The 23,763-nt window shown below is 69.8% G+C and carries 20 protein-coding genes and 6 tRNA genes; 16 read left to right on the plus strand and 10 right to left on the minus strand.

Annotation, left to right across the window (positions count from 1 at the left end):
* Positions 1 to 14: 14 nt before the first annotated feature.
* The 7 genes from ACIQAC_RS08380 to ACIQAC_RS08410 all read left to right on the plus strand — a co-directional run bounded on the left by ACIQAC_RS08380 (position 15) and on the right by ACIQAC_RS08410 (position 6,324).
* Positions 15 to 87 (plus strand) — tRNA-Glu (locus tag ACIQAC_RS08380).
* 36 nt (positions 88 to 123) lie between these two features.
* A tRNA-Asp gene (locus ACIQAC_RS08385) sits at positions 124 to 198 on the plus strand.
* 24 nt (positions 199 to 222) lie between these two features.
* Positions 223 to 296: transfer RNA gene (locus tag ACIQAC_RS08390), tRNA-Phe, on the plus strand.
* 122 nt (positions 297 to 418) lie between these two features.
* Entirely contained in the window at positions 419 to 1,678 is a 1,260-nt protein-coding gene (locus ACIQAC_RS08395; protein ID WP_402188290.1) for an SLC13 family permease, read from the plus strand.
* Positions 1,679 to 1,793: 115 nt separating this feature from the next.
* Positions 1,794 to 5,759, plus strand: coding sequence for an ATP-dependent RNA helicase HrpA (hrpA, locus tag ACIQAC_RS08400; RefSeq protein ID WP_402188292.1), 3,966 nt, complete (start codon positions 1,794 to 1,796; stop codon positions 5,757 to 5,759).
* Between the two features lie 94 nt (positions 5,760 to 5,853).
* Positions 5,854 to 5,928: transfer RNA gene (locus ACIQAC_RS08405), tRNA-Asp, on the plus strand.
* 192 nt (positions 5,929 to 6,120) lie between these two features.
* On the plus strand, positions 6,121 to 6,324 hold the full coding sequence (locus tag ACIQAC_RS08410; protein WP_402188294.1) for a DUF6274 family protein: 204 nt from the start codon (positions 6,121 to 6,123) through the stop codon (positions 6,322 to 6,324).
* 455 nt (positions 6,325 to 6,779) lie between these two features.
* Here ACIQAC_RS08410 and bldC read toward each other — a convergent pair whose 3' ends face one another.
* Both bldC and ACIQAC_RS08420 read right to left on the minus strand, forming a co-directional pair.
* The gene (bldC, locus tag ACIQAC_RS08415; protein WP_003949541.1) at positions 6,780 to 6,986 is read right to left on the minus strand and encodes a developmental transcriptional regulator BldC; all 207 of its coding nucleotides are present in this window, start codon (positions 6,984 to 6,986) and stop codon (positions 6,780 to 6,782) included.
* 501 nt (positions 6,987 to 7,487) lie between these two features.
* Complete coding sequence (locus tag ACIQAC_RS08420) at positions 7,488 to 8,339, minus strand: hypothetical protein (RefSeq protein WP_402188296.1); 852 nt, start codon at positions 8,337 to 8,339, stop codon at positions 7,488 to 7,490.
* 210 nt (positions 8,340 to 8,549) lie between these two features.
* Between ACIQAC_RS08420 and ACIQAC_RS08425 the strand changes: the two genes are divergently transcribed.
* Positions 8,550 to 9,647 (plus strand): Leu/Phe/Val dehydrogenase, encoded by a 1,098-nt coding sequence (locus tag ACIQAC_RS08425; protein ID WP_402188297.1) that lies wholly within the window; start codon positions 8,550 to 8,552, stop codon positions 9,645 to 9,647.
* 317 nt (positions 9,648 to 9,964) lie between these two features.
* Positions 9,965 to 10,219 carry a DUF3073 domain-containing protein gene (locus ACIQAC_RS08430; RefSeq protein ID WP_402188299.1) on the plus strand — a complete coding sequence of 85 codons (255 nt, stop codon included), beginning with the start codon at positions 9,965 to 9,967 and terminating at the stop codon, positions 10,217 to 10,219.
* Between the two features lie 155 nt (positions 10,220 to 10,374).
* Here ACIQAC_RS08430 and purM read toward each other — a convergent pair whose 3' ends face one another.
* The 8 genes from purM to purS form a co-directional block, all read right to left on the minus strand.
* On the minus strand, positions 10,375 to 11,445 hold the full coding sequence (gene purM, locus ACIQAC_RS08435) for a phosphoribosylformylglycinamidine cyclo-ligase (protein ID WP_402188300.1): 1,071 nt from the start codon (positions 11,443 to 11,445) through the stop codon (positions 10,375 to 10,377).
* Positions 11,446 to 11,479: 34 nt separating this feature from the next.
* Positions 11,480 to 13,006: an amidophosphoribosyltransferase gene (gene purF, locus ACIQAC_RS08440; RefSeq protein WP_402188302.1), complete on the minus strand. Its 1,527-nt coding sequence runs from the start codon at positions 13,004 to 13,006 to the stop codon at positions 11,480 to 11,482.
* A 72-nt stretch (positions 13,007 to 13,078) separates the two neighbouring features.
* Entirely contained in the window at positions 13,079 to 13,879 is an 801-nt protein-coding gene (locus ACIQAC_RS08445) for an META domain-containing protein (protein WP_402188304.1), read from the minus strand.
* Positions 13,880 to 13,916: 37 nt separating this feature from the next.
* A complete protein-coding gene (locus tag ACIQAC_RS08450; RefSeq protein ID WP_402188306.1) occupies positions 13,917 to 14,714 on the minus strand; it encodes a sterol carrier family protein in 798 nt (265 codons plus the stop codon).
* Between the two features lie 10 nt (positions 14,715 to 14,724).
* Positions 14,725 to 15,561: a M23 family metallopeptidase gene (locus tag ACIQAC_RS08455; RefSeq protein WP_402188308.1), complete on the minus strand. Its 837-nt coding sequence runs from the start codon at positions 15,559 to 15,561 to the stop codon at positions 14,725 to 14,727.
* Positions 15,562 to 15,635: 74 nt separating this feature from the next.
* Positions 15,636 to 17,894: a phosphoribosylformylglycinamidine synthase subunit PurL gene (gene purL, locus ACIQAC_RS08460; protein WP_402188310.1), complete on the minus strand. Its 2,259-nt coding sequence runs from the start codon at positions 17,892 to 17,894 to the stop codon at positions 15,636 to 15,638.
* Positions 17,891 to 18,571 (minus strand): phosphoribosylformylglycinamidine synthase subunit PurQ, encoded by a 681-nt coding sequence (purQ, locus tag ACIQAC_RS08465; protein WP_402188312.1) that lies wholly within the window; start codon positions 18,569 to 18,571, stop codon positions 17,891 to 17,893. Before purQ ends, purL begins: the two co-directional genes overlap by 4 nt.
* Positions 18,568 to 18,834 carry a phosphoribosylformylglycinamidine synthase subunit PurS gene (gene purS, locus ACIQAC_RS08470; RefSeq protein ID WP_402188314.1) on the minus strand — a complete coding sequence of 89 codons (267 nt, stop codon included), beginning with the start codon at positions 18,832 to 18,834 and terminating at the stop codon, positions 18,568 to 18,570. Before purS ends, purQ begins: the two co-directional genes overlap by 4 nt.
* 331 nt (positions 18,835 to 19,165) lie before the next feature.
* On the opposite strand from purS, the gene ACIQAC_RS08475 reads away from it, so the two are divergent.
* The 7 genes from ACIQAC_RS08475 to ACIQAC_RS08505 all read left to right on the plus strand — a co-directional run bounded on the left by ACIQAC_RS08475 (position 19,166) and on the right by ACIQAC_RS08505 (position 23,743).
* A complete protein-coding gene (locus ACIQAC_RS08475; RefSeq protein WP_402188315.1) occupies positions 19,166 to 19,483 on the plus strand; it encodes an Lsr2 family protein in 318 nt (105 codons plus the stop codon).
* A gap of 166 nt (positions 19,484 to 19,649) precedes the next feature.
* A tRNA-Gly gene (locus ACIQAC_RS08480) sits at positions 19,650 to 19,721 on the plus strand.
* Between the two features lie 80 nt (positions 19,722 to 19,801).
* Positions 19,802 to 19,877: transfer RNA gene (locus tag ACIQAC_RS08485), tRNA-Gly, on the plus strand.
* Positions 19,878 to 20,004: 127 nt separating this feature from the next.
* Positions 20,005 to 20,973 (plus strand): ABC transporter ATP-binding protein, encoded by a 969-nt coding sequence (locus ACIQAC_RS08490; RefSeq protein WP_402188317.1) that lies wholly within the window; start codon positions 20,005 to 20,007, stop codon positions 20,971 to 20,973.
* A complete protein-coding gene (locus tag ACIQAC_RS08495; RefSeq protein WP_402188319.1) occupies positions 20,970 to 21,785 on the plus strand; it encodes an ABC transporter permease in 816 nt (271 codons plus the stop codon). The genes ACIQAC_RS08490 and ACIQAC_RS08495 overlap by 4 nt, the downstream gene beginning before the upstream one ends.
* 72 nt (positions 21,786 to 21,857) lie before the next feature.
* Complete coding sequence (locus ACIQAC_RS08500; RefSeq protein ID WP_402188321.1) at positions 21,858 to 23,138, plus strand: sensor histidine kinase; 1,281 nt, start codon at positions 21,858 to 21,860, stop codon at positions 23,136 to 23,138.
* A complete protein-coding gene (locus tag ACIQAC_RS08505) occupies positions 23,135 to 23,743 on the plus strand; it encodes a response regulator (protein WP_402188323.1) in 609 nt (202 codons plus the stop codon). The genes ACIQAC_RS08500 and ACIQAC_RS08505 overlap by 4 nt, the downstream gene beginning before the upstream one ends.
* Positions 23,744 to 23,763 lie beyond the last annotated feature (20 nt).

Consider the following 23,763-nt stretch of genomic DNA (forward strand, 5'->3'; position numbering starts at 1 on the left):
CAGGCGGGCCGATAGCCCTCATCGTCTAGCGGCCTAGGACGCCGCCCTTTCAAGGCGGTAGCACGGGTTCGAATCCCGTTGGGGGCACGCAAAACCGTGTGCGACACTGTCGTACGCACGCTTGGTCCTGTGGAGCAGTTTGGAGTGCTCGCCACCCTGTCAAGGTGGAGGCCGCGGGTTCAAATCCCGTCAGGACCGCTGAGGTTCCGCAAGGAACCTCGTGGCTGGGTAGCTCAGTTGGTACGAGCGATCGCCTGAAAAGCGATAGGTCGCCGGTTCGACCCCGGCCCCAGCCACAACAGCCCCTCTCCATCACTACTGGAGAGGGGCTTCTTCATGTCGTCGGGATCCGTGCTGTCGGGATCCGTGCTGTCGGGATCCGTGCCGTCGGGATTCGTGTCGTCGAGGCCGGACGGGGATGATCGGCGGCGTGCTCCTCGAAACCCTGTCCGTGGTCGCACTCGTCGTGGTGCTGGTGTGTGCCGTCGTGCGGCCCCGCGGGCTGCCCGAGGCCGTCTTCGCGGTGCCGGCCGCCGCCGTGGTGATCGTGACCGGCGCGATCCCGCTGGACGACGTGTCCGACGAGGCCGCGCGGCTCGGGCCGGTGGTCGGCTTCCTCGCCGCCGTCCTCGTCCTCGCCAAGCTCTGTGACAACGAGGGGCTCTTCCACGCCTGCGGCACCTGGATGGCCCGCTGGGCGCGGCACCGGCCGCAGCGGCTGCTCGGCGCGGTCTTCGCGCTGGCGTCGCTGATCACGGCCGCGCTCAGCCTCGACGCCACCGTGGTCCTGCTGACCCCTGTGGTGTTCGCCACGGCCGCCCGGATGGGCGCTCGCCCCGGCCCGCACGTCTACGCGAGCGCGCACCTGTCGAACACGGCGTCCCTGCTCCTGCCGGTGTCCAACCTGACCAACCTGCTCGCCTTCACCGCCACCGGGCTCTCCTTCACCCGGTTCGCGCTGCTGATGACCCTGCCGTGGCTGGCGGCCGTCGCGGTCGAGTACGTCGTCTTCCGCCGCTTCTTCGCCGCCGACCTCGCCGCGCCGACCACACCGGGCGAGGCGGACGAGCCGGTCGAGATGCCGCTGTTCGCTCTGGTGACGGTGATCGCCACCCTCGCCGGGTTCGCCGTCGCGTCCGGGCTCGGCATCGATCCGGCGTGGGCCGCGGCGGCCGGCGCGGCCGTGCTCGGGGTACGGGCCCTGGTCCGGCGGCACACGACCCCGGTCGCGATCCTGCGCTCCGCCGACCCGCTGTTCCTCCTGTTCGTCCTCGCCCTCGGTGTGGTCGTCCGGGCCGTCGTCGACAACGGGCTCGGCGAGGCGCTGGGCAACCTCCTGCCCGACGGCTCCGCGCTCCCCGCCCTGCTGGGCATCGCCGCGCTCGCCGCGGTGCTCGCCAACCTGATCAACAACCTGCCCGCGGTCCTCGCCCTGGTCCCGCTTGCCGCCCCCTCGGGACCCGGCGCGGTCCTCGCCGTGCTCCTCGGCGTCAACATCGGACCGAACCTCACCTACGCGGGTTCCCTCGCGACCCTGCTGTGGCGGCGGATCGCGCACCGCCACGACCACGAGGTCGAGCTGAAGGAGTTCACCCTCCTCGGCCTGCTCACCGTGCCCGCCGCGCTGCTCGCCTCGACGCTCGCGCTGTGGATCTCCCTGCGGATCGTGGGCACCTGAGCGACTCCTGACCGACACCTGTGCGACCCGGCACGGGCCCTCGGCACCCCCGGCGCCCGCCCCGGTCAATAAGCAATAGCCAGTGTTTTCCGTGAGGTGAGATCCTGGGTCGCGTATGTCTACGCACCCTGCCCCCGCCCTGGGCGCTCTCGCCCCCCGTCTGACCGAGCTGTCGCTGCGTGACGCGCACCGGCTCGGCAGGCGGCTCGAAGGTGCCCGCAAGATCCGCAAGCCCGAGGCCCGGGACGCCGTGGTCGCCGAGATCGCGGCGGAGGTCGACAAGGCCGCGGGCAGGATGGCGGAGCGGCGTGCCCGCGTGCCCGCCGTCAGCTATCCGCCACAGCTCCCGGTCAGCCAGAAGAAGGACGACATCGCGGCCGCGATCCGCGACCACCAGGTCGTGATCGTGGCCGGTGAGACCGGTTCCGGCAAGACCACCCAGATCCCCAAGATCTGTATGGAGCTGGGCCGGGGCGTGCGCGGGATGATCGGCCACACCCAGCCCCGCCGGATCGCGGCGCGTACGGTCGCGGAGCGCGTCGCCGAGGAACTGGACACCCCGCTCGGCGAGGCCGTCGGCTGGAAGGTCCGGTTCACCGACCAGGTGAACCCCGATGCGACCTTCGTGAAGCTGATGACGGACGGCATCCTGCTCGCCGAGATCCAGACCGACCGCGAGCTGCGCGCCTACGACACGATCATCATCGACGAGGCCCACGAGCGGTCCCTCAACATCGACTTCCTGCTGGGCTATCTCGCACAGCTGCTTCCGAAGCGCCCCGACCTCAAGGTCGTCATCACCTCGGCGACCATCGACCCCGAGCGGTTCTCCCGGCACTTCGGCGACGCCCCGATCATCGAGGTCAGCGGCCGTACGTACCCGGTCGAGGTGCGCTACCGCCCGCTGCTGGAGGACGACTCCGACGAGGCCGACCGCGACCAGATCACCGCGATCACGGACGCCGTCGAGGAGCTGATGGGCGAGGGCAAGGGCGACATCCTGGTCTTTCTCTCCGGGGAGCGCGAGATCCGCGACACGGCGGACGCGCTGGAGAAGAAGAAGTACCGGTTCACGGAAGTCCTGCCCTTGTACGCGCGGCTCTCGCACGCAGAGCAGCACCGCGTGTTCCAGCAACACACCGGCCGCAGGATCGTTCTGGCGACCAACGTCGCCGAGACCTCGCTGACCGTCCCGGGCATCAAGTACGTCATCGACCCCGGCTTCGCCCGTATCTCCCGCTACAGCCACCGCACCAAGGTCCAGCGGCTGCCCATCGAGGCGATCTCGCAGGCCAGTGCCAACCAGCGCAAGGGCCGCTGCGGCCGTACGTCCGACGGCATCTGCATCCGGCTGTACGACGAGGACGACTTCCTCGCCCGGCCGGAGTTCACGGACGCCGAGATCCTGCGCACGAACCTCGCCTCCGTCATCCTCCAGATGACCGCGGCCGGCCTCGGGGACATCGAGAAGTTCCCGTTCATCGACCCGCCGGACCACCGCAACATCCGTGACGGCGTCCAGCTCCTCCAGGAACTCGGCGCGATCGACCCGGGCGAGAAGGACGTACGCAAGCGGCTCACCGACAGCGGCCGCAAGCTGGCGCAGCTGCCCGTCGACCCCCGTCTGGCCCGGATGGTCCTGGAGGCCGACAAGAACGGCTGTGTCCGCGAGGTCATGGTCATAGCCGCCGCGCTCTCCATCCAGGACCCGCGCGAACGCCCCGCGGAGAAGCAGACGCAGGCCGACCAGCAGCACGCCCGGTTCCGCGACGAGACCAGCGACTTCCTCGCCTATCTCAACCTCTGGCGTTATCTGCGCGAGCAGCAGAAGGAGCGCGGCTCGTCGTCCTTCCGCCGGATGTGCAAGCAGGAGTACCTCAACTTCCTGCGCATTCGCGAATGGCAGGACATCTACAGCCAGCTGCGGACCGTCGCCAGGCAGATGGGCATCCACCTCAACGAGGACGACGCCCCCGCCGACCGGATCCACGTCTCGCTGCTTTCCGGCCTCCTCTCCCACATCGGCATGAAGGACGTGAAGGAGTCCAAGGACGCGAGCCCGCGCAAGGAGCGCAACGAGTATCTCGGCGCCCGCAACGCCAAGTTCGCGATCTTCCCGGGCTCCACGCTCTTCAAGAAGCCCCCGCGGTTCGTGATGTCCGCCGAGCTGGTGGAGACCTCCCGCCTCTGGGCCCGGGTCAACGCGAAGATCGAGCCCGAGTGGGTCGAGCCGCTCGCCGAGCACCTCCTCAAGCGCACCTACAGCGAACCGCACTGGGAGAAGGACCAGGCCGCGGTCATGGCGTACGAGAAGGTCACGCTGTACGGCGTCCCGATCGTCGCCCAGCGCAAGGTGAACTACGGCCGGATCGACGCCGAGGTCTCCCGCGAGCTGTTCATCCGCAACGCGCTCGTCGAGGGCGACTGGCGCACCCACCACAAGTTTTTCGCCGACAACCGCCGGCTGCTCACCGAGGTCGAGGAGCTGGAGCACCGGGCCCGGCGCCGGGACATCCTGGTCGACGACGAGACCCTCTACGACTTCTACGAGCAGCGGGTCCCCGAACACGTGGTGTCCGGCGCCCACTTCGACTCCTGGTGGAAGCGCAAGCGGCAGGAGCAGCCGGAGTACCTCGACTTCGAGCGCGAGATGCTCATCCGGGAGTCGGCGGAGGCGGTCACCAAGGACGACTACCCGGACTCGTGGCGGCAGGGACCGCTGAAGTTCCGGGTCACCTACCAGTTCGAGCCGGGCGCGGACGCCGACGGTGTCACCGTGCACATCCCGCTCCAGGTCCTCAACCAGGTCACCGACGAGGGCTTCGACTGGCAGATCCCGGGCCTGCGCGAGGAGGTCGTCACCGAGCTGATCCGCTCCCTGCCGAAGCCGATCCGCCGCAACTACGTGCCGGCGCCCAACTTCGCGAGACGCTTCCTCGACTCGGCGGTCCCCCTCCAGGAGCCGCTCACCACGACGATGGCCCGCGAGCTGAAGCGCATGGTCGGTGTGCCGTTCGACGCCGAGGACTTCGACTGGTCGCGGGTGCCGGAGCATCTGCGCATCACCTTCCGGATCGTGGACGAGCGGCGCCGCAAGCTCGCCGAGGACAAGGACCTGACGGCGCTGAAGCTCCAGCTCAAACCGAAGGCACGCCAGGCGCTCTCGCAGGCCGCCGCGGCGACCGCCTCCCGCGAGGGCGGCGAGTCCCTGGAGCGGTCGGGCCTGACCGACTGGACGATCGGCTCGCTGACCCGCGTCTTCGAGACCCGCCGCGCCGGCCAGCCGGTGAAGGCGTACCCGGCGCTCGTCGACGACGGCGACACCGTCTCGGTCCGTCTCTTCGACACGGAGGCCGAGCAGCAGCAGGCGATGTGGAAGGGCACACGCCGGCTGATCCTGCGCAACATCCCGGTCAACCCGGCGAAGTTCGCCTCCGAGAAGCTGACGAACGCCCAGAAGCTCGCCCTGTCCGCCAATCCGCACGGCTCGATCCAGGCGCTCTTCGACGACTGCGCCATGGCCGCGGCGGACCGGCTGATCGGCGACTTCGGCGGCCCGGCGTGGGACGAGGAGTCGTACCGGAAGCTGTACGAGAAGGTGCGCGCCGAGATCGTCGACACCACGGTCCGTACGGTGGACGCGGTGCAGCAGGTGCTGGCCGCCTGGCAGGCCTGTGAGCGCCGTCTGAAGGGCGTACGCAGCGCCGTGCTGCTGGCGAACCTGGCGGACGTCAGGAAGCAGCTGGACGGGCTGGTGAAGCCGGGCTTCGTGACCGAGGCGGGGCTGCGCCGACTGCCGGACGTGATGCGGTACATGGTCGCGGCGGACCGCCGGCTCCAGCAGATGGCGACGAACGTCCAGCGGGACACCACGCGGATGCAGAAGGTCCACGAGATGCAGGACGAGTACGCGTGGCTGCTGGAGCAGATGCCGCAGGGGCGTCCGGTTCCGTCGTCGGTCCTGGACATCCGCTGGATGATCGAGGAACTCCGGGTCAGCTACTTCGCCCACGCGCTGGGCACGGCGTACCCGGTCTCCGACAAGCGGATCGTGAAGGCGATCGACGCGGCGGTCGGGTGACGGGGCCTGTACGCAGGGTGAGTTCGACCAGGACACTCACCCTCCTGTACAGTCTCTTCTCGCAGCGCAACGCACGAATCGCACTGCGAAACCAGGTCCTGTGGAGCAGTTTGGAGTGCTCGCCACCCTGTCAAGGTGGAGGCCGCGGGTTCAAATCCCGTCAGGACCGCAACAAGGCAAAATGGGCCCGCACCCCTCAGGGTTGCGGGCCTTATGCATGCCCGGGCTTCCAGATGGCGGGCCCTCTTGGTGCCGCCCGCGTCAACCCCCGCGTAGCGCCCCGTCTTGACGGGGCCACGTTCCGTGGGTACCCAGAAGTCAGGGACCCCTTCCGGCGGCCCCCGGCGCGCGGAGGTGGCGTATGGCGGCAGGGGCCAGGCACGAGACGCGGGCGCTGCTCCGCGCGCACCTGTCGGCCGCGACGTCCTACCGCCACCGAACGCGCCACTGCCCCATCTGCCTCCGCCTCCAGCGGCTCGCCATGGACGGCGCCCCGGCGCCGGGCGAGGCCCCCGAGGACGGCTTCGAGGGCGGCCGCGAGGACGAGCGCCCCACCCCCACGTGACCCGGGCGGCCACACAGGCCCCAACAGCCCCTGGCGCAAGGGACGCTGGAACACCCGGTTCCATTAGCGCAGATAAGCCAGCGGCAACAAGTACCCTGGCATGTGACGGTAGTCACCGGGTGAGTTTCCGAAACCTCAGGGCTTACCCCGGCCCTACAACTGGTCAATTTAATATGTGCAATTGCACCAGCCTGTGAGCGCATCCACAGCGGATCCGACAGGCCTCCCCAGACTCCGACAAGGCCGCTCACAGCAGGCCCCGGGCCCCTTCGCGCGGACACAAAAAAGATCGCGCTGGACTCGGCGGAGTCCAGCGCGATCAACGACGTGCCCTGTGAAATTCTTGAAGATCCTGGGAGTGGGCTCTGTTGGGGCAGAACCCGCGTCGCTTGGAGCTTTGGTTCCGGGCGCCTCGGCGGGTTGGGGACCTACCGGTTTGCCCGATATTGAGTTGTTCAGGCCTCGCTGCGCTGCTGCGGGATGCCCGCGAGCAGTGCACGGACCTCCGCCTCGCGGTAGCGACGATGCCCGCCGAGCGTGCGGATGGAAGTGAGCTTGCCGGCCTTCGCCCACCGCGTGACCGTCTTGGGGTCGACACGGAACATGGTGGCGACCTCAGCCGGGGTCAGCAGCGGCTCGGCATCAGGGGTGCGAGCGGTCATGAGCGGCCTCCTCGGGAGAACCGATCGTTCTCGGTTCATTCCTCTAAATTCTGCACCTTGACCCGCGTTGCCCGAAATGGCGGACGCGAGTCGAGTCGGTTATAGGACGAACGGCTTGTCCTCGGCACTACAACTACACCATCTGTCCAACCGCGTCGGCCAAACCGATGGAATTGCCCTCCCAGGTGTCCATCAGCGACGGAAGCCGATGGACCATGCCATAGCGGACAGTCACGCCACTGTGACGATCAGTCACAGGGCGATCAGGAGTCACGAGACCCCCCAAAGCGTGTAATGCCAAGACAGAGTCCTCCCCGGACTCCTTGTCCTATTTTGGCACGAGGAGGGGTGTGGGAGGCAAGAGCCGTGTACGTGCGGTCTGTCACGCTTGACACAAACGCCCGGATCGGGACCTACGTCCCGTCAACTCCGGCATGTGCGGTAGACCGTACGCGGTATTCGGACCGTAAAGCCGTGACCTACGTCACTCCTGTCACGCCGTCAGTTCGCCGACCGCAGGTCCCGGACCGAGCGCCAGCGCTCCACCAGCCGCCCGTACGCCTCCGCGGCCGCCTCGCCGTCGCCGTTGCGCAGCGCCTCGATGCCCTCGGCCACGTCCGCCGCCGAGTGGTCGCCCTCCAGCTCGCCGGCCGGCACGGCGTGCACCAGGCCGCCGTAGTCCAGCTCGACCAGGGAGCGCGGGTGGAACTCCTCCAGCCAGCGCCCCACGTCCACCAGGCCGTCCACGAGCGGGCCCTCGTCCACGGTGTTGCGCAGGGTCCGCAGGCCCCGGGCGACCCTGCGGCGGGCCTGCACCATGGGCGTGCGGTAGCGCAGCACGGGTGCCTCGCCGCCGTCCGCGCCGGCCGCCTTCGCGTACTCGCGCTCGTCGTCGGAGACCAGCACGAACCAGTTCAGCGGCACCTGCCAGGTCGCCGTGCGGATCCACGGGCGGGCGTCCGGGTTGCCGGCCAGCCAGCGCTCGTAGTCCTGGGTCGCCTGGTGGCGCACCAGCGGCGGCAGCAGCGCGTCCAGCACCGGCGCGGGGAACTCCTCGGCGAGGTCGCCCAGCGCCTGCCAGCCGCGCAGCCGGGTCCGCCACGGGCAGACGTGGATCACGCCGTCCGCCTCCAGGACGAACGCGTCACCGCTCTCGTGCACCGGCACCGCGATCGGCGGGGTGGGCAGCAAGTCGGCCAGCGAGCGGCGCAGTTCGTCCTGGTACGAGGGACGGTCGGGGCGGCGGGCGTAGCGCGCCCAGTGGCCGCGCTCCGCTTCCGGGAAGGCGGCCAGCGGCTCGTACACACGCAGGTACGTCGCGTACGGGACGATCACCTCTGACACCTTGGGCACGCCTGCTCCCTCCCCCGCGCTCTGCCGGGGAAACCTGCGGGGCCCGCACACAAATCGCACGGGAAAACTATCCAAATCGTCGCACGGTCCCACCCCGTCGGTGGGTGATCCTGAGCACTGCGCGGTCATCGGCCCACAGGGGATCTACTCTCGTCTCGGGCGGCCCACCGGCCGTGCCCATCGCCGCTACTTGCTTCAGGAGTCACCACCGTGACCGACGTAACCGGCGCGCCCGCTGATGTACTGCACACCCTGTTCCACTCGGACCAGGGCGGCCATGAGCAGGTCGTGCTCTGCCAGGACCGGGCCAGCGGCCTCAAAGCCGTGATCGCCATCCACTCCACCGCCCTGGGCCCCGCCCTGGGCGGCACGCGCTTCTACCCCTACGCGAACGAGGCCGAGGCCGTCGCCGACGCCCTCAACCTGTCCCGCGGTATGTCCTACAAGAACGCCATGGCCGGTCTCGACCACGGCGGCGGCAAGGCCGTGATCATCGGCGATCCCGACACGATCAAGACCGAACAGCTGCTGCTGGCCTACGGCCGTTTCGTCGCCTCCCTCGGCGGCCGCTACGTGACCGCGTGCGACGTCGGCACCTACGTCGCCGACATGGACGTCGTCGCCCGCGAGTGCCGCTGGACCACCGGGCGTTCGCCCGAGAACGGCGGCGCCGGCGACTCCTCCGTCCTCACCGCCTTCGGCGTCTACCAGGGCATGCGGGCCAGCGCCCAGCACCAGTGGGGCGACCCCTCGCTGCGCGGCCGCCGGATCGGCATCGCGGGCGTCGGCAAGGTCGGCCACCACCTGGTGGAGCACCTGGTGGCGGAGGGCGCCGAGATCTTCGTGACCGATGTGCGCGAGGACGCCGTACGCCGGATCACCGAGCGGCACGGCACGGTCACGGCCGTCGCGAACACCGCCGACCTGATCCGCGTCGAGGGCCTGGACGTCTACGCCCCCTGCGCGCTCGGCGGGGCCCTGAACGACGTCTCCGTGCCGGTGCTGACGGCCCGGGTGGTGTGCGGCGCGGCCAACAACCAGCTGGCCCACCCGGGCGTCGAGAAGGACCTCGCGGACCGCGGGATCCTCTACGCGCCCGACTACGTGGTGAACGCCGGTGGCGTGATCCAGGTGGCCGACGAACTGCACGGGTTCGACTTCGAGCGGTGCAGGGCGAAGGCCGCGATGATCTACGACACCACGCTGGCCATATTCGCACGTGCGAAGACGGACGGGATTCCGCCGGCCGCGGCGGCCGACCGGATCGCCGAGCAGCGGATGCACGAGGCGGTCGCGGCCCGCCGCTGACCGGTGTCCGGCACCCGGTTCGCCGGGGCGTCACGGGGTTTGCGCGGTACCCGCCGGTGGGCAGTTGGAGAGAACTCTCACTCCGACCGGCGGGTCGCCCGCCAAGAAGTGGTTAAAATCGCCATTGACCAGCGAGGACGGGGCGCCTCACTGGGCCTGGGCACACGCCCTTCCTGCGGGCGACGTACCGTATGGGCGCGGGCTCAGGTACCGTGGAAGCCCTACGGACCGGTCTCTCCACGGAGGGCCCGTTCCAGATCATGAACGCGTGTCAAGACTCTGGGGCCGCCGGGCCCCGTATCCGAGGGGGTCGAGCCATGGGGCGCGGCCGGGCAAAGGCCAAGCAGACGAAGGTCGCCCGCCAGCTGAAGTACAGCAGCGGCGGGACTGACCTCTCGCGTCTGGCCAATGAGCTGGGCGCTTCGACTTCGAGCCAGCCGCCGAATGGCGAGCCGTTCGAGGACGACGACGAGGAAGACGACCCGTACGCGCAGTACGCGGATCTCTACAACGACGACGAGGACGAGGCCGACGAGCCCGGTCCGTCGTCCCAACAACGTCGCGGCGCTTGACTGTCTAGCTGTGCGTGACCCGGTCCAGTGCGGTTCCCACCGCCGGGCCGGGTTTTGCGCTGCCCGTGACGGGGCTTCGCCCCGCACTGTGCCCCTCGGTCGCCGAGGGGCCATTTCACGTTGCGGCGGGCGCCGGCTTCACGCTGCGGCGGGTGCTAGCGCGCGTCGTGGTCGCCGACCAGCTCCGCGCCCGTCGTGTGGTCGCCCCGGTCGGTGATCTCGCCGGCCACCCAGGCCTCCACACCGCGGTCCGCCAGGGTCGCCAGGGCCACGTCGGCCGACTCCTCCGGGACCATCGCGATCATGCCGACGCCCATGTTGAGGGTCTTCTCCAGCTCCAGGCGCTCGACGTCGCCGGTGCGGCCCACGAGGTCGAAGACCGGGTCCGGGGTCCAGGTGGAGCGGTCCACGATCGCGTGCAGGTGGTCCGGGACGACCCGGGCGAGGTTGGCCGCGAGTCCGCCGCCGGTGATGTGCGAGAAGGCGTGCACGTCCGTCGTACGGGTCAGGGCGAGACAGTCCAGCGAGTAGATCTTCGTGGGTTCGAGCAGCTCCTCGCCGAGGGTGCGGCCGAGCTCCGCGATGTGGGTCTCCAGGGCCAGGCCCGCCTTGTTCAGCAGGACATGGCGGACCAGGGAGTACCCGTTGGAGTGAAGACCGGACGACGCGATGGCGATCACCGCGTCACCCTTACGGATACGATCCGCGCCCAGCAGCCGGTCGGCCTCGACGACGCCCGTGCCGGCGCCGGCGACGTCGAAGTCGTCCTCACCGAGCAGGCCCGGGTGCTCGGCGGTCTCACCGCCGACGAGGGCGCAGCCGGCCAGCACACAGCCCTCGGCGATGCCCTTGACGATGGCGGCGACCCGCTCGGGGTGGACCTTGCCGACGCAGATGTAGTCGGTCATGAAGAGCGGCTCGGCGCCGCACACCACGATGTCGTCCATGACCATGGCGACCAGGTCGTGGCCGATGGTGTCGTAGACGCCCAGCTGCCGGGCGATGTCCACCTTGGTGCCCACACCGTCGGTGGCGGAGGCCAGCAGGGGGCGCTCGTAGCCCTTGAGGGCGGAGGCGTCGAAGAGGCCGGCGAAACCGCCGAGGCCGCCGAGGACCTCGGGGCGCCGCGTCTTCTTCACCCACTCCTTCATGAGCTCGACGGCGCGGTCGCCCGCCTCGATGTCGACGCCCGCGGACGCGTAACTGGCACCGGTTGTCTCAGACATGGCTGGTGAGAACTTTCGTGTTGTACGGCTGGGCTTACGGGCGACGGATCGCGTCGGCCGCGGCCGTGGCTGCCGGACCGGCGGCCAGTTCGGTCTCCAGGAGCTGCTTGCCGAGCAGCTCGGGGTCCGGGAGGTCCATCGGGTACTCGCCGTCGAAGCAGGCGCGGCACAGGTTCGGCTTGTCGATCGTGGTCGCGTCGATCATGCCGTCGATGGAGATGTACGCCAGGGAGTCGGCGCCGAGGGAGGTGCCGATCTCGTCGATGGTCATGCCGTTGGCGATGAGCTCGGCGCGGGTGGCGAAGTCGATGCCGAAGAAGCAGGGCCACTTGACCGGCGGCGAGGAGATCCGGATGTGGACCTCGGCGGCGCCCGCCTCGCGGAGCATCCGGACCAGGGCGCGCTGGGTGTTGCCGCGCACGATCGAGTCGTCGACGACGACCAGCCGCTTGCCCTTGATGACTTCCTTGAGGGGGTTCAGCTTCAGCCGGATGCCGAGCTGGCGAATGGTCTGTGAGGGCTGGATGAAGGTCCGTCCCACATACGCGTTCTTCACCAGACCCGCACCGAACGGGATACCGCTGGCCTCCGCGTAGCCGATCGCGGCCGGGGTGCCGGACTCCGGGGTCGCTATGACGAGGTCGGCCTCGGCGGGGGCCTCCTTCGCCAGCTTGCGGCCCATCTCGACGCGGCTGAGGTACACGTTCCGGCCGGCGATGTCGGTGTCCGGGCGGGCCAGGTACACGTACTCGAAGATGCAGCCCTTGGGCTTCGCTTCCGCGAATCGCGAGGTGCGCAGGCCGTTCTCGTCGATGGCGACGAACTCGCCCGGCTCGATCTCGCGGACGTAGGCGGCACCGCAGATGTCGAGGGCGGCGGACTCGGAGGCGACGACCCAGCCGCGCTCCAGGCGGCCGAGGACCATCGGGCGGATGCCCTGCGGGTCACGGGCCGCGTAGAGGGTCTGCTCGTCCATGAAGACGAGGCTGAAGGCGCCCTTGACCTGCGGGAGCACCGACATGGCGGCGTCCTCGATGGTCAGCGGCCTGCCCTCGGCGTCGCTCTGGGCGGCGAGCAGGGCGGTGAGCAGGTCCGTGTCGTTGGTCGCCGCGACGCGCGGGGTGCGGCCCTCCTGCTTGGGCAGGTCGGCGACCATCTCGGCGAGCTGGGCGGTGTTCACCAGGTTGCCGTTGTGGCCGAGCGCGATGGAACCGTGCGCGGTCGCGCGGAACGTCGGCTGGGCGTTCTCCCACACGGAGGCGCCGGTGGTCGAGTAGCGGGCGTGTCCGACCGCGATATGACCCTGGAGCGATCCGAGCGAGGTCTCGTCGAAGACCTGGGAAACGAGCCCCATGTCCTTGAAGACGAGGATCTGCGAGCCGTTGCTGACCGCGATTCCCGCGGATTCCTGGCCTCGATGCTGGAGGGCGTAGAGCCCGAAGTAAGTGAGCTTGGCGACCTCTTCACCGGGAGCCCAGACTCCGAAGACGCCGCAAGCGTCCTGGGGTCCTTTCTCGCCGGGGAGCAGATCATGACTGAGTCGACCGTCACCACGTGGCACGGCACCGAGTGTAGGCGAGATCGACCACTGGTCCGAATTGGGGAACGGTGACCGCCCGGAGGGGCAAGTGGATCACTTGCCCGCGACCGCGGTGACCGTCTCGCCGTTTTCGCTGGTCAGCGTGAGGGTGCGATGGTCCAGGCGGTAGTCGACCTTGGAGTCGAAGAGCCGCAGCAGCGACTTCTCGGCGTCCATGAGTGAGGCGTCGCACATCATGCGTGTCGTGGCCGGAGTGCCGAGGGTGATATGGCCGTCGCCGACCGTCGCCTTCGCGTTCACCTTGTTGCAGCCGAGGCTTCCGCCGACCTCGCCGGCCGCGCGGTCGAACGTGAGGTGCGCTTCCGCCTTTTCCGGGAGGGACTGGGCGACGCCGTCGGCGCCTCCGGCACCCAGTGCCGTGACGGTCCACTTGGTGCCGTACAGCTCGGCGGGCCGTTCCTTGGTGAGGTGCACCGTGTCGCCGTCGCCGGTGGTCAGGGTGAGGCGGTCGCCGCTGACCTTCGTGGTGAGTTCGCCGCCCGCGAGGGTGGTGGCGAGGGTGTTCTCGAAGGCCATCGGCGCGTCCTCGCACGCCATCTCGGTGGAGAAGACGTCGTCGAGCCGTACGCGGTCGCCTTCGAGGTCGGCCTGTGCGCCGAAGTCGTTGCAGCCGTAGTTGCCGTCGGCCTTGCCGTCCTTGCCGATGGTGACGTGGGCGCCGGCGGGGGCGTCCTTGGTGGTGCCGTCGACGGTGACGCTGTCGATGTTCCAGTGCACCCCGGTCAGGGGCTGCGGTTCGGCCACCGAGGAGGAGCCGGTCTTCTCCGTGCCACAGGCCGCCGCCAGCGGGACGAGCGCGGCCACTGTCAGTGTGAGTCGCTTGTGCCGGTACATGTCCGTTCGACGGGACGGGTGGGGCGATCGGTTCCGCTCAGCTCATCAGCGGCAGCAGGGCGGACAGGTCGGCTCGCTCGCCGCTCGCGCTCACCTTGGCGTCGTCGACGGCGTCCGGCCAGGTCAGACGGCCGGTGGCGAGGCGGATCCAGGTCAGAGGGTCGGTCTCCACGACGTTCGGCGGTGTGCCGCGGGTGTGGCGGGGGCCCGCCACACACTGCACCACGGCGTACGGCGGGATCCGCACCTCGGTGGCGCCGCCGGGCGCCTTCGCGGCGAGGGCGTCGGCGAGCAGCCGGGTACAGGCGGCGAGCGCCTGGCGGTCGTACGGGATCTTCAGCTCCGGCACCGCGGTGTTGAGGTCGTCGGTGTGGACCACGAGCTCGACGGCGCGGGTGACGAGGTAGTCCGCGAGCGGCAGGGCACCGGCGTTGGTCTGGAGCAGCCGGGTGCCGGGGGTGGTGTCGAGCTGCTCGGCGAGGGTGCGGGCGATGCCGGCGAGGTAGTTGTCGAGGTCGGGATGCTCCTGGACGAGCCTCTTCGTGAACGCGTCGATGTCCGGCGAACTGGCGGAGGTGGCGAACGGCCAGTCGAGCAGTACGGCGTCCTGCTTCGGCGGCTCCGGCAGGTCGAGCGAGCGTCCGATCGCCGTCAGCGCCATCCCGATGTGCGCGACCAGCTCCCGCACGGTCCAGTCCCCGAGCCGGGTGCGCAGCGCGAACTGCCCGGGCCCGAGCCCCCGTACGGCTTCCTGGACGTGCGTGAGCTGCGCGAAGACCGCGGTGCGGGTCCTGACGGAGTCATAGACACGTGCGCGTTTCCTGGCCGGAGGCATACGGACGAGATTAGCCGGGGGGACTGACAGCGGGGTCGGCCACCTCGAACACCTCCTGGTTGCGCGGCACTCCGACGCCCCGCCAGCGGAAGGGGACACCGCGGGCGGCGTCCGGGTCCGGGCCGTCCATCAGCTGGAAGTGCAGATGCGGTTCGGAGGAGTTGCCGGAGTTCCCGCAGCGGGCGACGACCTGTCCGGCCCGCACCCGGTCGCCCTCCCGGACGGTGAGTGAACCGCGCCGCAGATGGGCGAGGGCCGCGTAGGTGCCGTTGCCGAGGTCCAGGATCAGATGGTTGCCGAGGATGCGGCTGACCCCGGCGATCTCGCGCACCGAGCCCTCGACCAGCATCAGATACAGCAGCCCGGGCAGTGAGTTGCGGCTGAGGTGGTCGCGCTGGCGGTCGTGTGCGCGTACGACCATGGCGTCGGCGACCGCGAGGACCGGCACCCCGAAGGCGGGGAAGTCCTGGGGCTTCATGACGACCGGCCACACCCAGCGGAAGCCGGGGCGCGCGCCGGGCTCCGGCTCGGCGATGACGTCGATGGCGTAGGTCTGCCCGTGCGCGTGGATGCCGTGACTCGGCGTGCGGTCGGCCGGACTGTTCAACGCGGACCAGCGCCCGGTAACGGGCGGCACCACCTCGACGGGTTCCACCACCCGCCGGGGGCTGTCCGGGGCACCGCCCCAGCGATGGCCGACGGTGACGACGACATAGGCGAGGAAGAGTGGCAGCAGGTCCCACCACACCGAGTAGCTCCAGCCGAAGCCTATGTGCGCGAGCACCAGGGCGACGAAGAGCAGCTGAAGCCCTCGAAAGGCCACCATGGCGAACTTGATCACGGACACGGTTTCCCCCTCGGAAGTCCAGCACTGAAGGCTCCGTCCGATGTCCGGGCGGAGCCTTCAAGGTGTGCGGGTGACTATGCCAGCAGTGCCGGGATCGTCGCCTCGTGGGTCTCGCGGAGTTCCGTCAGGGGGAGGGTGAACTCGCCCTGGAGTTCCACGGTCTCGCCGTCCACGACGCCGATGCGGGTGGCCGGGAGGCCGCGGGCTCCGCACATGTCGTTGAAGCGGACCTCCTCCGAGCGCGGGACGGCGACGACCGCGCGGCCGGCCGACTCGGAGAAGAGGAACGTGAAGGCGTCCAGGCCGTCGGGGACGACCAGGCGGGCGCCCTTGCCGCCGAGCAGCGCCGACTCCACGACCGCCTGGATCAGACCGCCGTCGGACAGGTCGTGCGCGGAGTCGATCATCCCGTCGCGGGAGGCGGAGATCAGGATCTCGGCCAGCAGGCGTTCGCGCTCCAGGTCGACCTCCGGCGGAAGTCCGCCCAGGTGGTCGTGGACCACCTGCGACCAGGCCGAGCCGCCGAACTCCTCGCGGGTGTCGCCGAGGAGGTACAGCAACTGGCCCTCCTCCTGGAAGGCGACCGGTGTGCGGCGCGCCACGTCGTCGATGACGCCGAGGACCGCGACCACCGGGGTGGGGTGGATGGCCGCCTCGCCGGTCTGGTTGTAGAGGGAGACGTTGCCGCCGGTCACCGGCGTGCCGAGCTGCTGGCAGGCGTCCGCCAGGCCGCGTACCGCCTCGGCGAACTGCCACATGACCGCCGGGTCCTCGGGCGAGCCGAAGTTCAGGCAGTCGGAGACGGCGAGGGGCTTGGCGCCCGTCGTCGCCACGTTCCGGTAGGCCTCGGCGAGGGCCAGCTGGGCGCCCTTGTACGGGTCCAGCTTGGCGTACCGGCCGTTGCCGTCCGTCGCGATCGCCACGCCCAGGCCGGTCGACTCGTCGATGCGGATCATGCCGGAGTCCTCCGGCTGGGCCAGCACGGTGTTGCCCTGCACGAAGTGGTCGTACTGGGAGGTGATCCACGACTTGGAGGCCTGGTTGGGCGAGCCGACCAGCCGCAGGACCTGCTCGCGCAGTTCGTCCGAGGTCGCCGGGCGGGGCAGCCTGCCCGCGTCGTCGGCCTGGAGCTCGTCCTGCCAGGCGGGACGGGCGTACGGACGCTCGTAGACCGGGCCGTCGTGCGCGACCGTGCGCGGGTCGACGTCGACGATCTTGCCGCCGTGCCAGTAGATCTCAAGACGGTCGCCGTCGGTGACCTCACCGATGACGGTGGCGATGACGTCCCACTTCTCGCAGATCTCCAGGAAGCGGTCGACCTTCGAGGGCTCGACGACCGCGCACATCCGCTCCTGCGACTCGCTCATGAGGATTTCCTCGGGCGAGAGGGTCGAGTCACGCAGGGGCACGTCGTCCAGGGTCACCGTCATGCCGCCGGAGCCGTTGGACGCCAACTCGCTGGTGGCGCAGGAGAGTCCGGCCGCACCCAGGTCCTGGATGCCGACGACCAGCTTCTCCTTGAAGGCCTCCAGGGTGCACTCGATGAGGAGCTTCTCCTGGAAGGGGTCGCCGACCTGCACGGCGGGGCGCTTCGAGGGCTTCGCGTCGTCGAAGGTCTCGGACGCGAGGATCGAGGCGCCGCCGATGCCGTCGCCGCCGGTCCTGGCCCCGTAGAGGATGACCTTGTTGCCCGCGCCGGACGCCTTCGCGAGGTGGATGTCCTCGTGCCGCATCACACCGATGGCACCGGCGTTGACCAGCGGGTTGCCCTGGTAGCAGGCGTCGAAGACGACCTCGCCGCCGATGTTGGGCAGGCCCAGGCAGTTGCCGTAGCCGCCGATGCCGGCGACGACACCCGGCAGGACGCGCTTGGTGTCGGGGTGGTCGGCCGCGCCGAAGCGCAGCGGGTCGACGACCGCGACCGGGCGCGCGCCCATCGCGATGATGTCGCGCACGATGCCGCCGACGCCGGTGGCCGCGCCCTGGTAGGGCTCCACGTACGACGGGTGGTTGTGCGACTCGACCTTGAAGGTGACCGCGTAGCCCTGGCCGACGTCCACCACACCGGCGTTCTCGCCGATGCCGACGAGCATCGCGTCGGACTGCGGGGCCTTCTCGCCGAACTGACGCAGGTGCACCTTCGACGACTTGTACGAGCAGTGCTCGGACCACATCACGGAGTACATGGCGAGCTCGGCGCCGGTCGGGCGGCGGCCGAGGATCTCCACGACCCGCTCGTACTCGTCCTTCTTCAGGCCGAGTTCGGCCCAGGGCAGCTCGACGTCGGGGGTCGCGGCCGCGTGCTCGACCGTGTCCAGAGGCGTCCTGCTCATGCGGTGACCAGCTTCTTGAGGATCGAGGTGAAGAACGGGAGGCCGTCGGTGCGGCCGGTGCCGATGAGCGGCTCGACGGCGTGCTCCGGATGCGGCATAAGACCTACGACGTTCCCGGCGGCGTTGGTGATGCCGGCGATGTCGCGCAGCGAGCCGTTGGGGTTCGTGTCCAGGTAGCGGAAGACGACCCGGCCCTCGGCCTCCAGCTCGTCGAGCGTGCGCTCGTCGGCGACGTACCGGCCGTCCATGTTCTTCAGCGGGATGTGGATCTCCTGGCCGGACGCGTAGTCACCGGTCCAGGCCGTGTCCGCGTTCTCCACCCGCAGCTTCTGGTCGCGGCAGATGAAGTGCAGATGGTCGTTGCCGAGCATCCCGCCGGGCAGCAGATGCGCCTCGGTGAGGATCTGGAAGCCGTTGCAGATTCCGAGAACCGGAAGGCCGGCCTTCGCCTGCTCGATGACGCTCTCCATCACCGGCGAGAAGCGGGAGATGGCACCGGCGCGCAGATAGTCGCCGTAGGAGAAACCGCCGGGCAGCACCACGGCGTCGACCTGCTTGAGGTCCTTGTCCTTGTGCCAGAGGGCGATCGGTTCGGCACCGGCGTGGCGGATCGCGCGCTGCGTGTCACGGTCGTCGAGGCTGCCCGGGAAAGTGACGACGCCAATACGAGCGGTCACTTCGCGGCTCCCGCGGCGACTTCCTCGACCTTCACGGTGAAGTCCTCGATCACGGTGTTCGCGAGGAAGGATTCCGCAAGATCGTGGATGCGGGCGAGCGCGGCCTCGTCGACCGGTCCGTCAACTTCCAGTTCGAATCGCTTTCCCTGACGTACGTCGGAGATGCCTTCGAAACCCAGACGCGGCAGTGCGCGCTGCACCGCCTGGCCCTGGGGGTCGAGGATCTCCGGCTTGAGCATGACGTCGACTACGACGCGTGCCACTGGCACTCCCGGTGTTGTGGTGCTGAGCAGGTTCCTGCGGGTCTTCGACAGGTGGCTTCAGACTACCCGCACAAAATTTCTACGCGGGTAGAGTTGTAGGAAGCTACGGAACCGGCATCACGATCGCGCATCGGGGCGACCCTTCACGAAAAGTTCAGGGAAAGATCCCCGATCCGCGCCCGATAGCTATTGCACCGGGACACGCGGGAAGATTTAGTCGGGCTTCACATTGCTTTGCCGGGCACTGTACAAATGAATTGGCAATAGCCGACACTCGGCACGTCACCACAGTTGAGCGGTATCGATGTGCCGCACGAAGGGACCGATATTCGTGGCGCAGAAGGTCGTGGTCACTCTCTTTGACGACATCGACGGCTCGGAAGCGGCGGAAACGATCGCCTTCGGACTCGACGGCAAGTCGTACGAGATCGACCTGAATCAAACCAATGCCAAGAAACTGCGTAAGGCGCTCGCGCCCTACGTGGACGCGGGCCGCAAGCGGTCGAAGTCCGGCCGCGCGTACAAGCAGACCGAGGTGGCCCCCGACCCGGCCGCCGTCCGGGCCTGGGCCCAGGCGAACAAGATGGACGTGCCGGCCCGCGGCCGGATCCCCAAAAAGGTCTACGAGGCGTTCGCCGACGCCCGCTAGGGCCTGATCCGCCGGACGGGCCCCGGGGCGGTCGCCCCCCTCAGGCCCCCTCAGGGCCCGTCAGCGGGCCCTGAGGGCAGCGGACTTGCGCTACCCCCCTGCTGATCAGCTAATGTCTGGAGCACGCCGCCGGGCGGGGCAGAAAAGCCCAGCTCACGGAGTACGCGCGGGTGTAGTTCAGTAGTAGAACATCCTCCTTCCAGGGGGAAGGCGCAGTGTGCGATTCCTGTCACCCGCTCTGCATCACCGTCCGGACCACGAAAGTGGATCAGGTAGGCTGGTGCTCGCGCCGGTCAGTGAAAGCTGGTCGGATGCAATGCGGACGTAGCTCAGTTGGTAGAGCGCAACCTTGCCAAGGTTGAGGTCGCCAGTTCGAACCTGGTCGTCCGCTCCATGGAGGAAGCTCCGGTCACCCGACCGGAGCTTTTTTCTTGTCCCGGGCCCCGGCATCTGACATTTGTCATGCCGAGCGATGACAGCACGCACTGCCATGACGCCTTCGCCGCCGGGACGCTGAGGTCATGGAAACGAACGAGCACGTGATCGATGTCACCGACCTTCGGCGGGTGTACGGGGGCGGCTTCGAGGCGGTTCGGGGGATCACGTTCTCCGTGGACCGCGGTGAGGTCTTCGCACTGCTGGGCACCAACGGCGCCGGCAAGACCTCCACCGTCGAGCTTCTCGAAGGGCTCTCGGTACCGAGCGGCGGGCAGGTGCGCGTCCTCGGCCACGACCCCTACCGCGAGCGGTCCGTCGTACGGCCCCGGACCGGGGTGATGCTCCAGGAGGGCGGCTTCCCGTCCGAGCTGACCGTCGCCGAGACCGTACGGATGTGGGCGGGCTGTGTGAGCGGGGCGCGGCCCCAGCGCGAGGCACTGGGCCTGGTCGGGCTGGCCGACAAGGAGTCCGTACGGGTCAAGCAGCTGTCCGGCGGTGAGCGGCGGCGGCTGGACCTGGCGCTGGCCCTGATCGGGAGGCCCGAGGTGCTCTACCTCGACGAGCCGACGACCGGCCTGGACGCCGAAGGGCGGCGGGACACCTGGGAGTTGGTCGGCTCGCTGCGCGACACCGGCACCACCGTGCTGCTGACCACGCACTACCTGGAGGAGGCCGAGACCCTCGCCGACCGGCTGGCCATCATGCACAAGGGGGAGATCGCCGCGACCGGCACCCCGGCCGAGGTGACCGGCGCGCAGCCGTCCCGGATCTCCTTCGAACTGCCCCCCGGCTACTTCCTCGGCGATCTGCCGCCGCTCGGCGAGCTCGGGGTGAGCGGACACGAGGTGCACGGCGACGTGGTGCGGCTGCGGACCATGGAGTTGCAGCGGGCCGCCACCGGGCTGCTGGTGTGGGCCGAGCGGGCGGGCGTGGAGCTGCGCCGGCTGGATGTGCGGTCCGCCTCGCTGGAGGAGGCGTTCCTGGGAATCGCCGGCCGCGCGGCCGGGCACGGAGACGAGCACGAGCCGACGAAGACGGAGCTGGCCCGATGAGCACCACGACCACGACCCACACCCCGACCGCCTCCGGGCGCTCCGGCGCGACCACGACCGCCAGCCGCCTCGGCGCACTCGCACGGGCCGAGCTGACCCTGCTCGGACGCAGCCGGGCCACGCTGGTGACGGCGCTCTTCGTCCCCTTCGTACTGACGCTCAGTCTGCGCAGCGCGACCGACGACATGCAACTGGCCGACCACGGGCTGAGCGTCGGCGCGGTACTGCTGCCCGCGGCCGTCGGCGTCTCCCTGCTCTTCGCCATCTACGCCTCGCTCACCAGTGTCTACGTCGTGCGCCGCGAGGAGCTGGTCCTCAAGCGGCTGCGCACCGGTGAGCTGCGGGACACCGAGATCCTGGTCGGGGCCGCGCTGCCGTCCGTGATGATCGGGCTGGCGCAGAGTGTGCTGCTGGCGATCGGCTACACGGCGCTGTTCGACATGGACGCGCCCCGCGCCCCCGTGCTCGCCGTCGTCGGGGTGCTGCTGGGCGTGGTGCTGTGCGCGGCGTTCGGCGCGGTCACCGCGGTGGTCACCCGGACCTCGGAGAGCGCGCAGGTGACCAGTCTGCCGTTCCTGTTCGTGGGGCTGCTCGGCTCGGGCATGGCCGTGCCCCTCGAACTGCTGCCGGAGCGGGCCGCCTCGCTGCTCGAACTGCTGCCCCTGTCGCCGGTGATGACCCTGATCCGCGGCGCCTGGACCGGCGACCTCTCGGGCTACGAGGTGCTGGGCGCCGTCGCGACCGCGCTGGCCTGGACCGTTCTCTCGGTGTTTGCTGTACGCCGGTGGTTCCCCTGGGAGCCGCGGCGCTGACGGTCGGGGGCCGACCACGGAGAACGTCGGGGGCCGACCACGGAGAACACGGCGAGGGCGAGGGGTACGGACATGCGCAGGCCCAGAGGCTGGTGGCAGAGCAAGAGCACGCCCGCGAAGGTCGAGACGTACACCCGCCTGTCGTACCACTTCTTCACGGTGATGGAGATCGGGTTCTTCGGGCTTCCGCTGCTGGCACTGCCGGGGCTGCCCGGCGCCGGCTGGGTGATCCTTCTCGTGTCCGTGCACGCGCTGCTCTGCTCGCTGACCACGGCACGGGGGCTGGACTGGGTGCGGGGGCGCCGGGAGCGGCCGGTGGGACTGATGTGGGCGCTCTCCACGGTCAGCCTGCTGATCGCGGGCATCGCCCTCACCCTGACCAAGAACATCTCCGACGACGACGCCCGGGGCGGACTGAGCGCGGTGACGGCCGCCGTCCTGATCTTCGGGGTCGGCGCCATCACGATCGCCCTGCACAACCGGCGGCACACCGTCTACCTGGTGACGGGGTGCACGGCGGTCGTCCTGGTCGTGGCGCTGGCGCTCGGCGTCTCGGCCCCGTCCGTCGGGGCGGCCACGGCGGGCACCCTGGTCGGCGGGATGTTCGCCGCCGCCGCCTCCCATTTCTCCGTCTGGCTGCTCAACGTCGTCTTCGAACTCGACGCCGCCCGCGAGACCCGCGCCCGGCTCGCCGTCACCGAGGAGCGGCTGCGCTTCGGGCGGGACCTGCACGACGTCCTGGGCCGCAATCTCGCGGTGATCGCCCTGAAGAGCGAGCTGGCGGTGCAGCTGGCGCGGCGTGAGCGGCCGGAGGCCGTGGAGCAGATGATCGAGGTGCAGAGCATCGCGCGGGAGTCCCAGCGCGAGGTCCGCGATGTCGTACGGGGCTACCGGGAGGCCGAGCTGGGCGTCGAACTCGCCGGCGCCAAGGGTGTGTTGGCGGCGGCCGGGATCGCCTGCGAGGTGCGTGGGGAGGCGCTGGCGGGCGGGCTGCCGGGCGGCGTGCAGTCGGCGCTCGCCTGGGTCGTGCGGGAGGCGACCACCAACGTCCTGCGGCACGGGGACGCGAAGCTGTGCTCGGTGGGTCTGCTGGCGAGGGAGGGGCGTGTGGTGCTGACGGTGGAGAACGACGGCGTGCGGGCCGTGAGCGGTGCGCGGACCGGCGGTGCGGGTCTTCGCAAGGACGCGGGGTCCGAGGGGGGCGGGTCCGGGCTCGCCGGGCTGCGCGAGCGGCTGTCCGCCGTCGAGGGGACGCTGGAGGCGGGACCGGTCGGGAAGGAGAGCTTCCGGCTGGTCGCGGAGGTGCCGTTGGAGACGCCCGTGGCGTCCGGAGCGAACGAGGTCGTGGCATGACACTCCGGGTGCTGCTCGCCGACGACGAGCACCTGATCCGCGGGGCCCTGGCCGCACTGCTGTCCCTGGAGGACGATCTGGAGATCGTCGCGGAGGCGGCGAGCGGGCCGGAGGCGCTGGCGATGGCCCGGGTCCACCGGCCCGACGTGGCGGTCCTCGACCTCCAGATGCCGGGCGCCGACGGTGTGAAGGTCGCCACATGGATCCGGGCCGAGCTGCCCGGCTGCCAGGTGCTGATCGTCACCAGCCACGGCCGCCCGGGACATCTGAAGCGGGCACTTGCGGCGGGTGTACGCGGGTTCGTCCCGAAGACCGTCAGCGCCCAGCGGCTCGCCGAGATCATCCGTACGGTGCAGGCCGGAAACCGTTACGTGGACCCGGATTTGGCCGCCGACGCGATCTCCGCGGGTGACTCGCCGCTGACCGCGCGCGAGGCCGAGGTGCTGGAGCTGGCCGCCGACGGGGCGCCGGTCGCGGAGATCGCCGAACGGGCCGCGCTCTCCCAGGGGACCGTACGCAACTACCTGTCGTCGGCCGTCTCGAAACTGGGGGCGGAGAACCGTCACACGGCAGTGCGTCTCGCACGGGAGCGAGGTTGGGTATAGTTGGCGACGCGCCACCGCGC

The sequence above is a fragment of the Streptomyces sp. NPDC088387 genome, assembly GCF_044753385.1.
GTDB lineage: Bacteria > Actinomycetota > Actinomycetes > Streptomycetales > Streptomycetaceae > Streptomyces.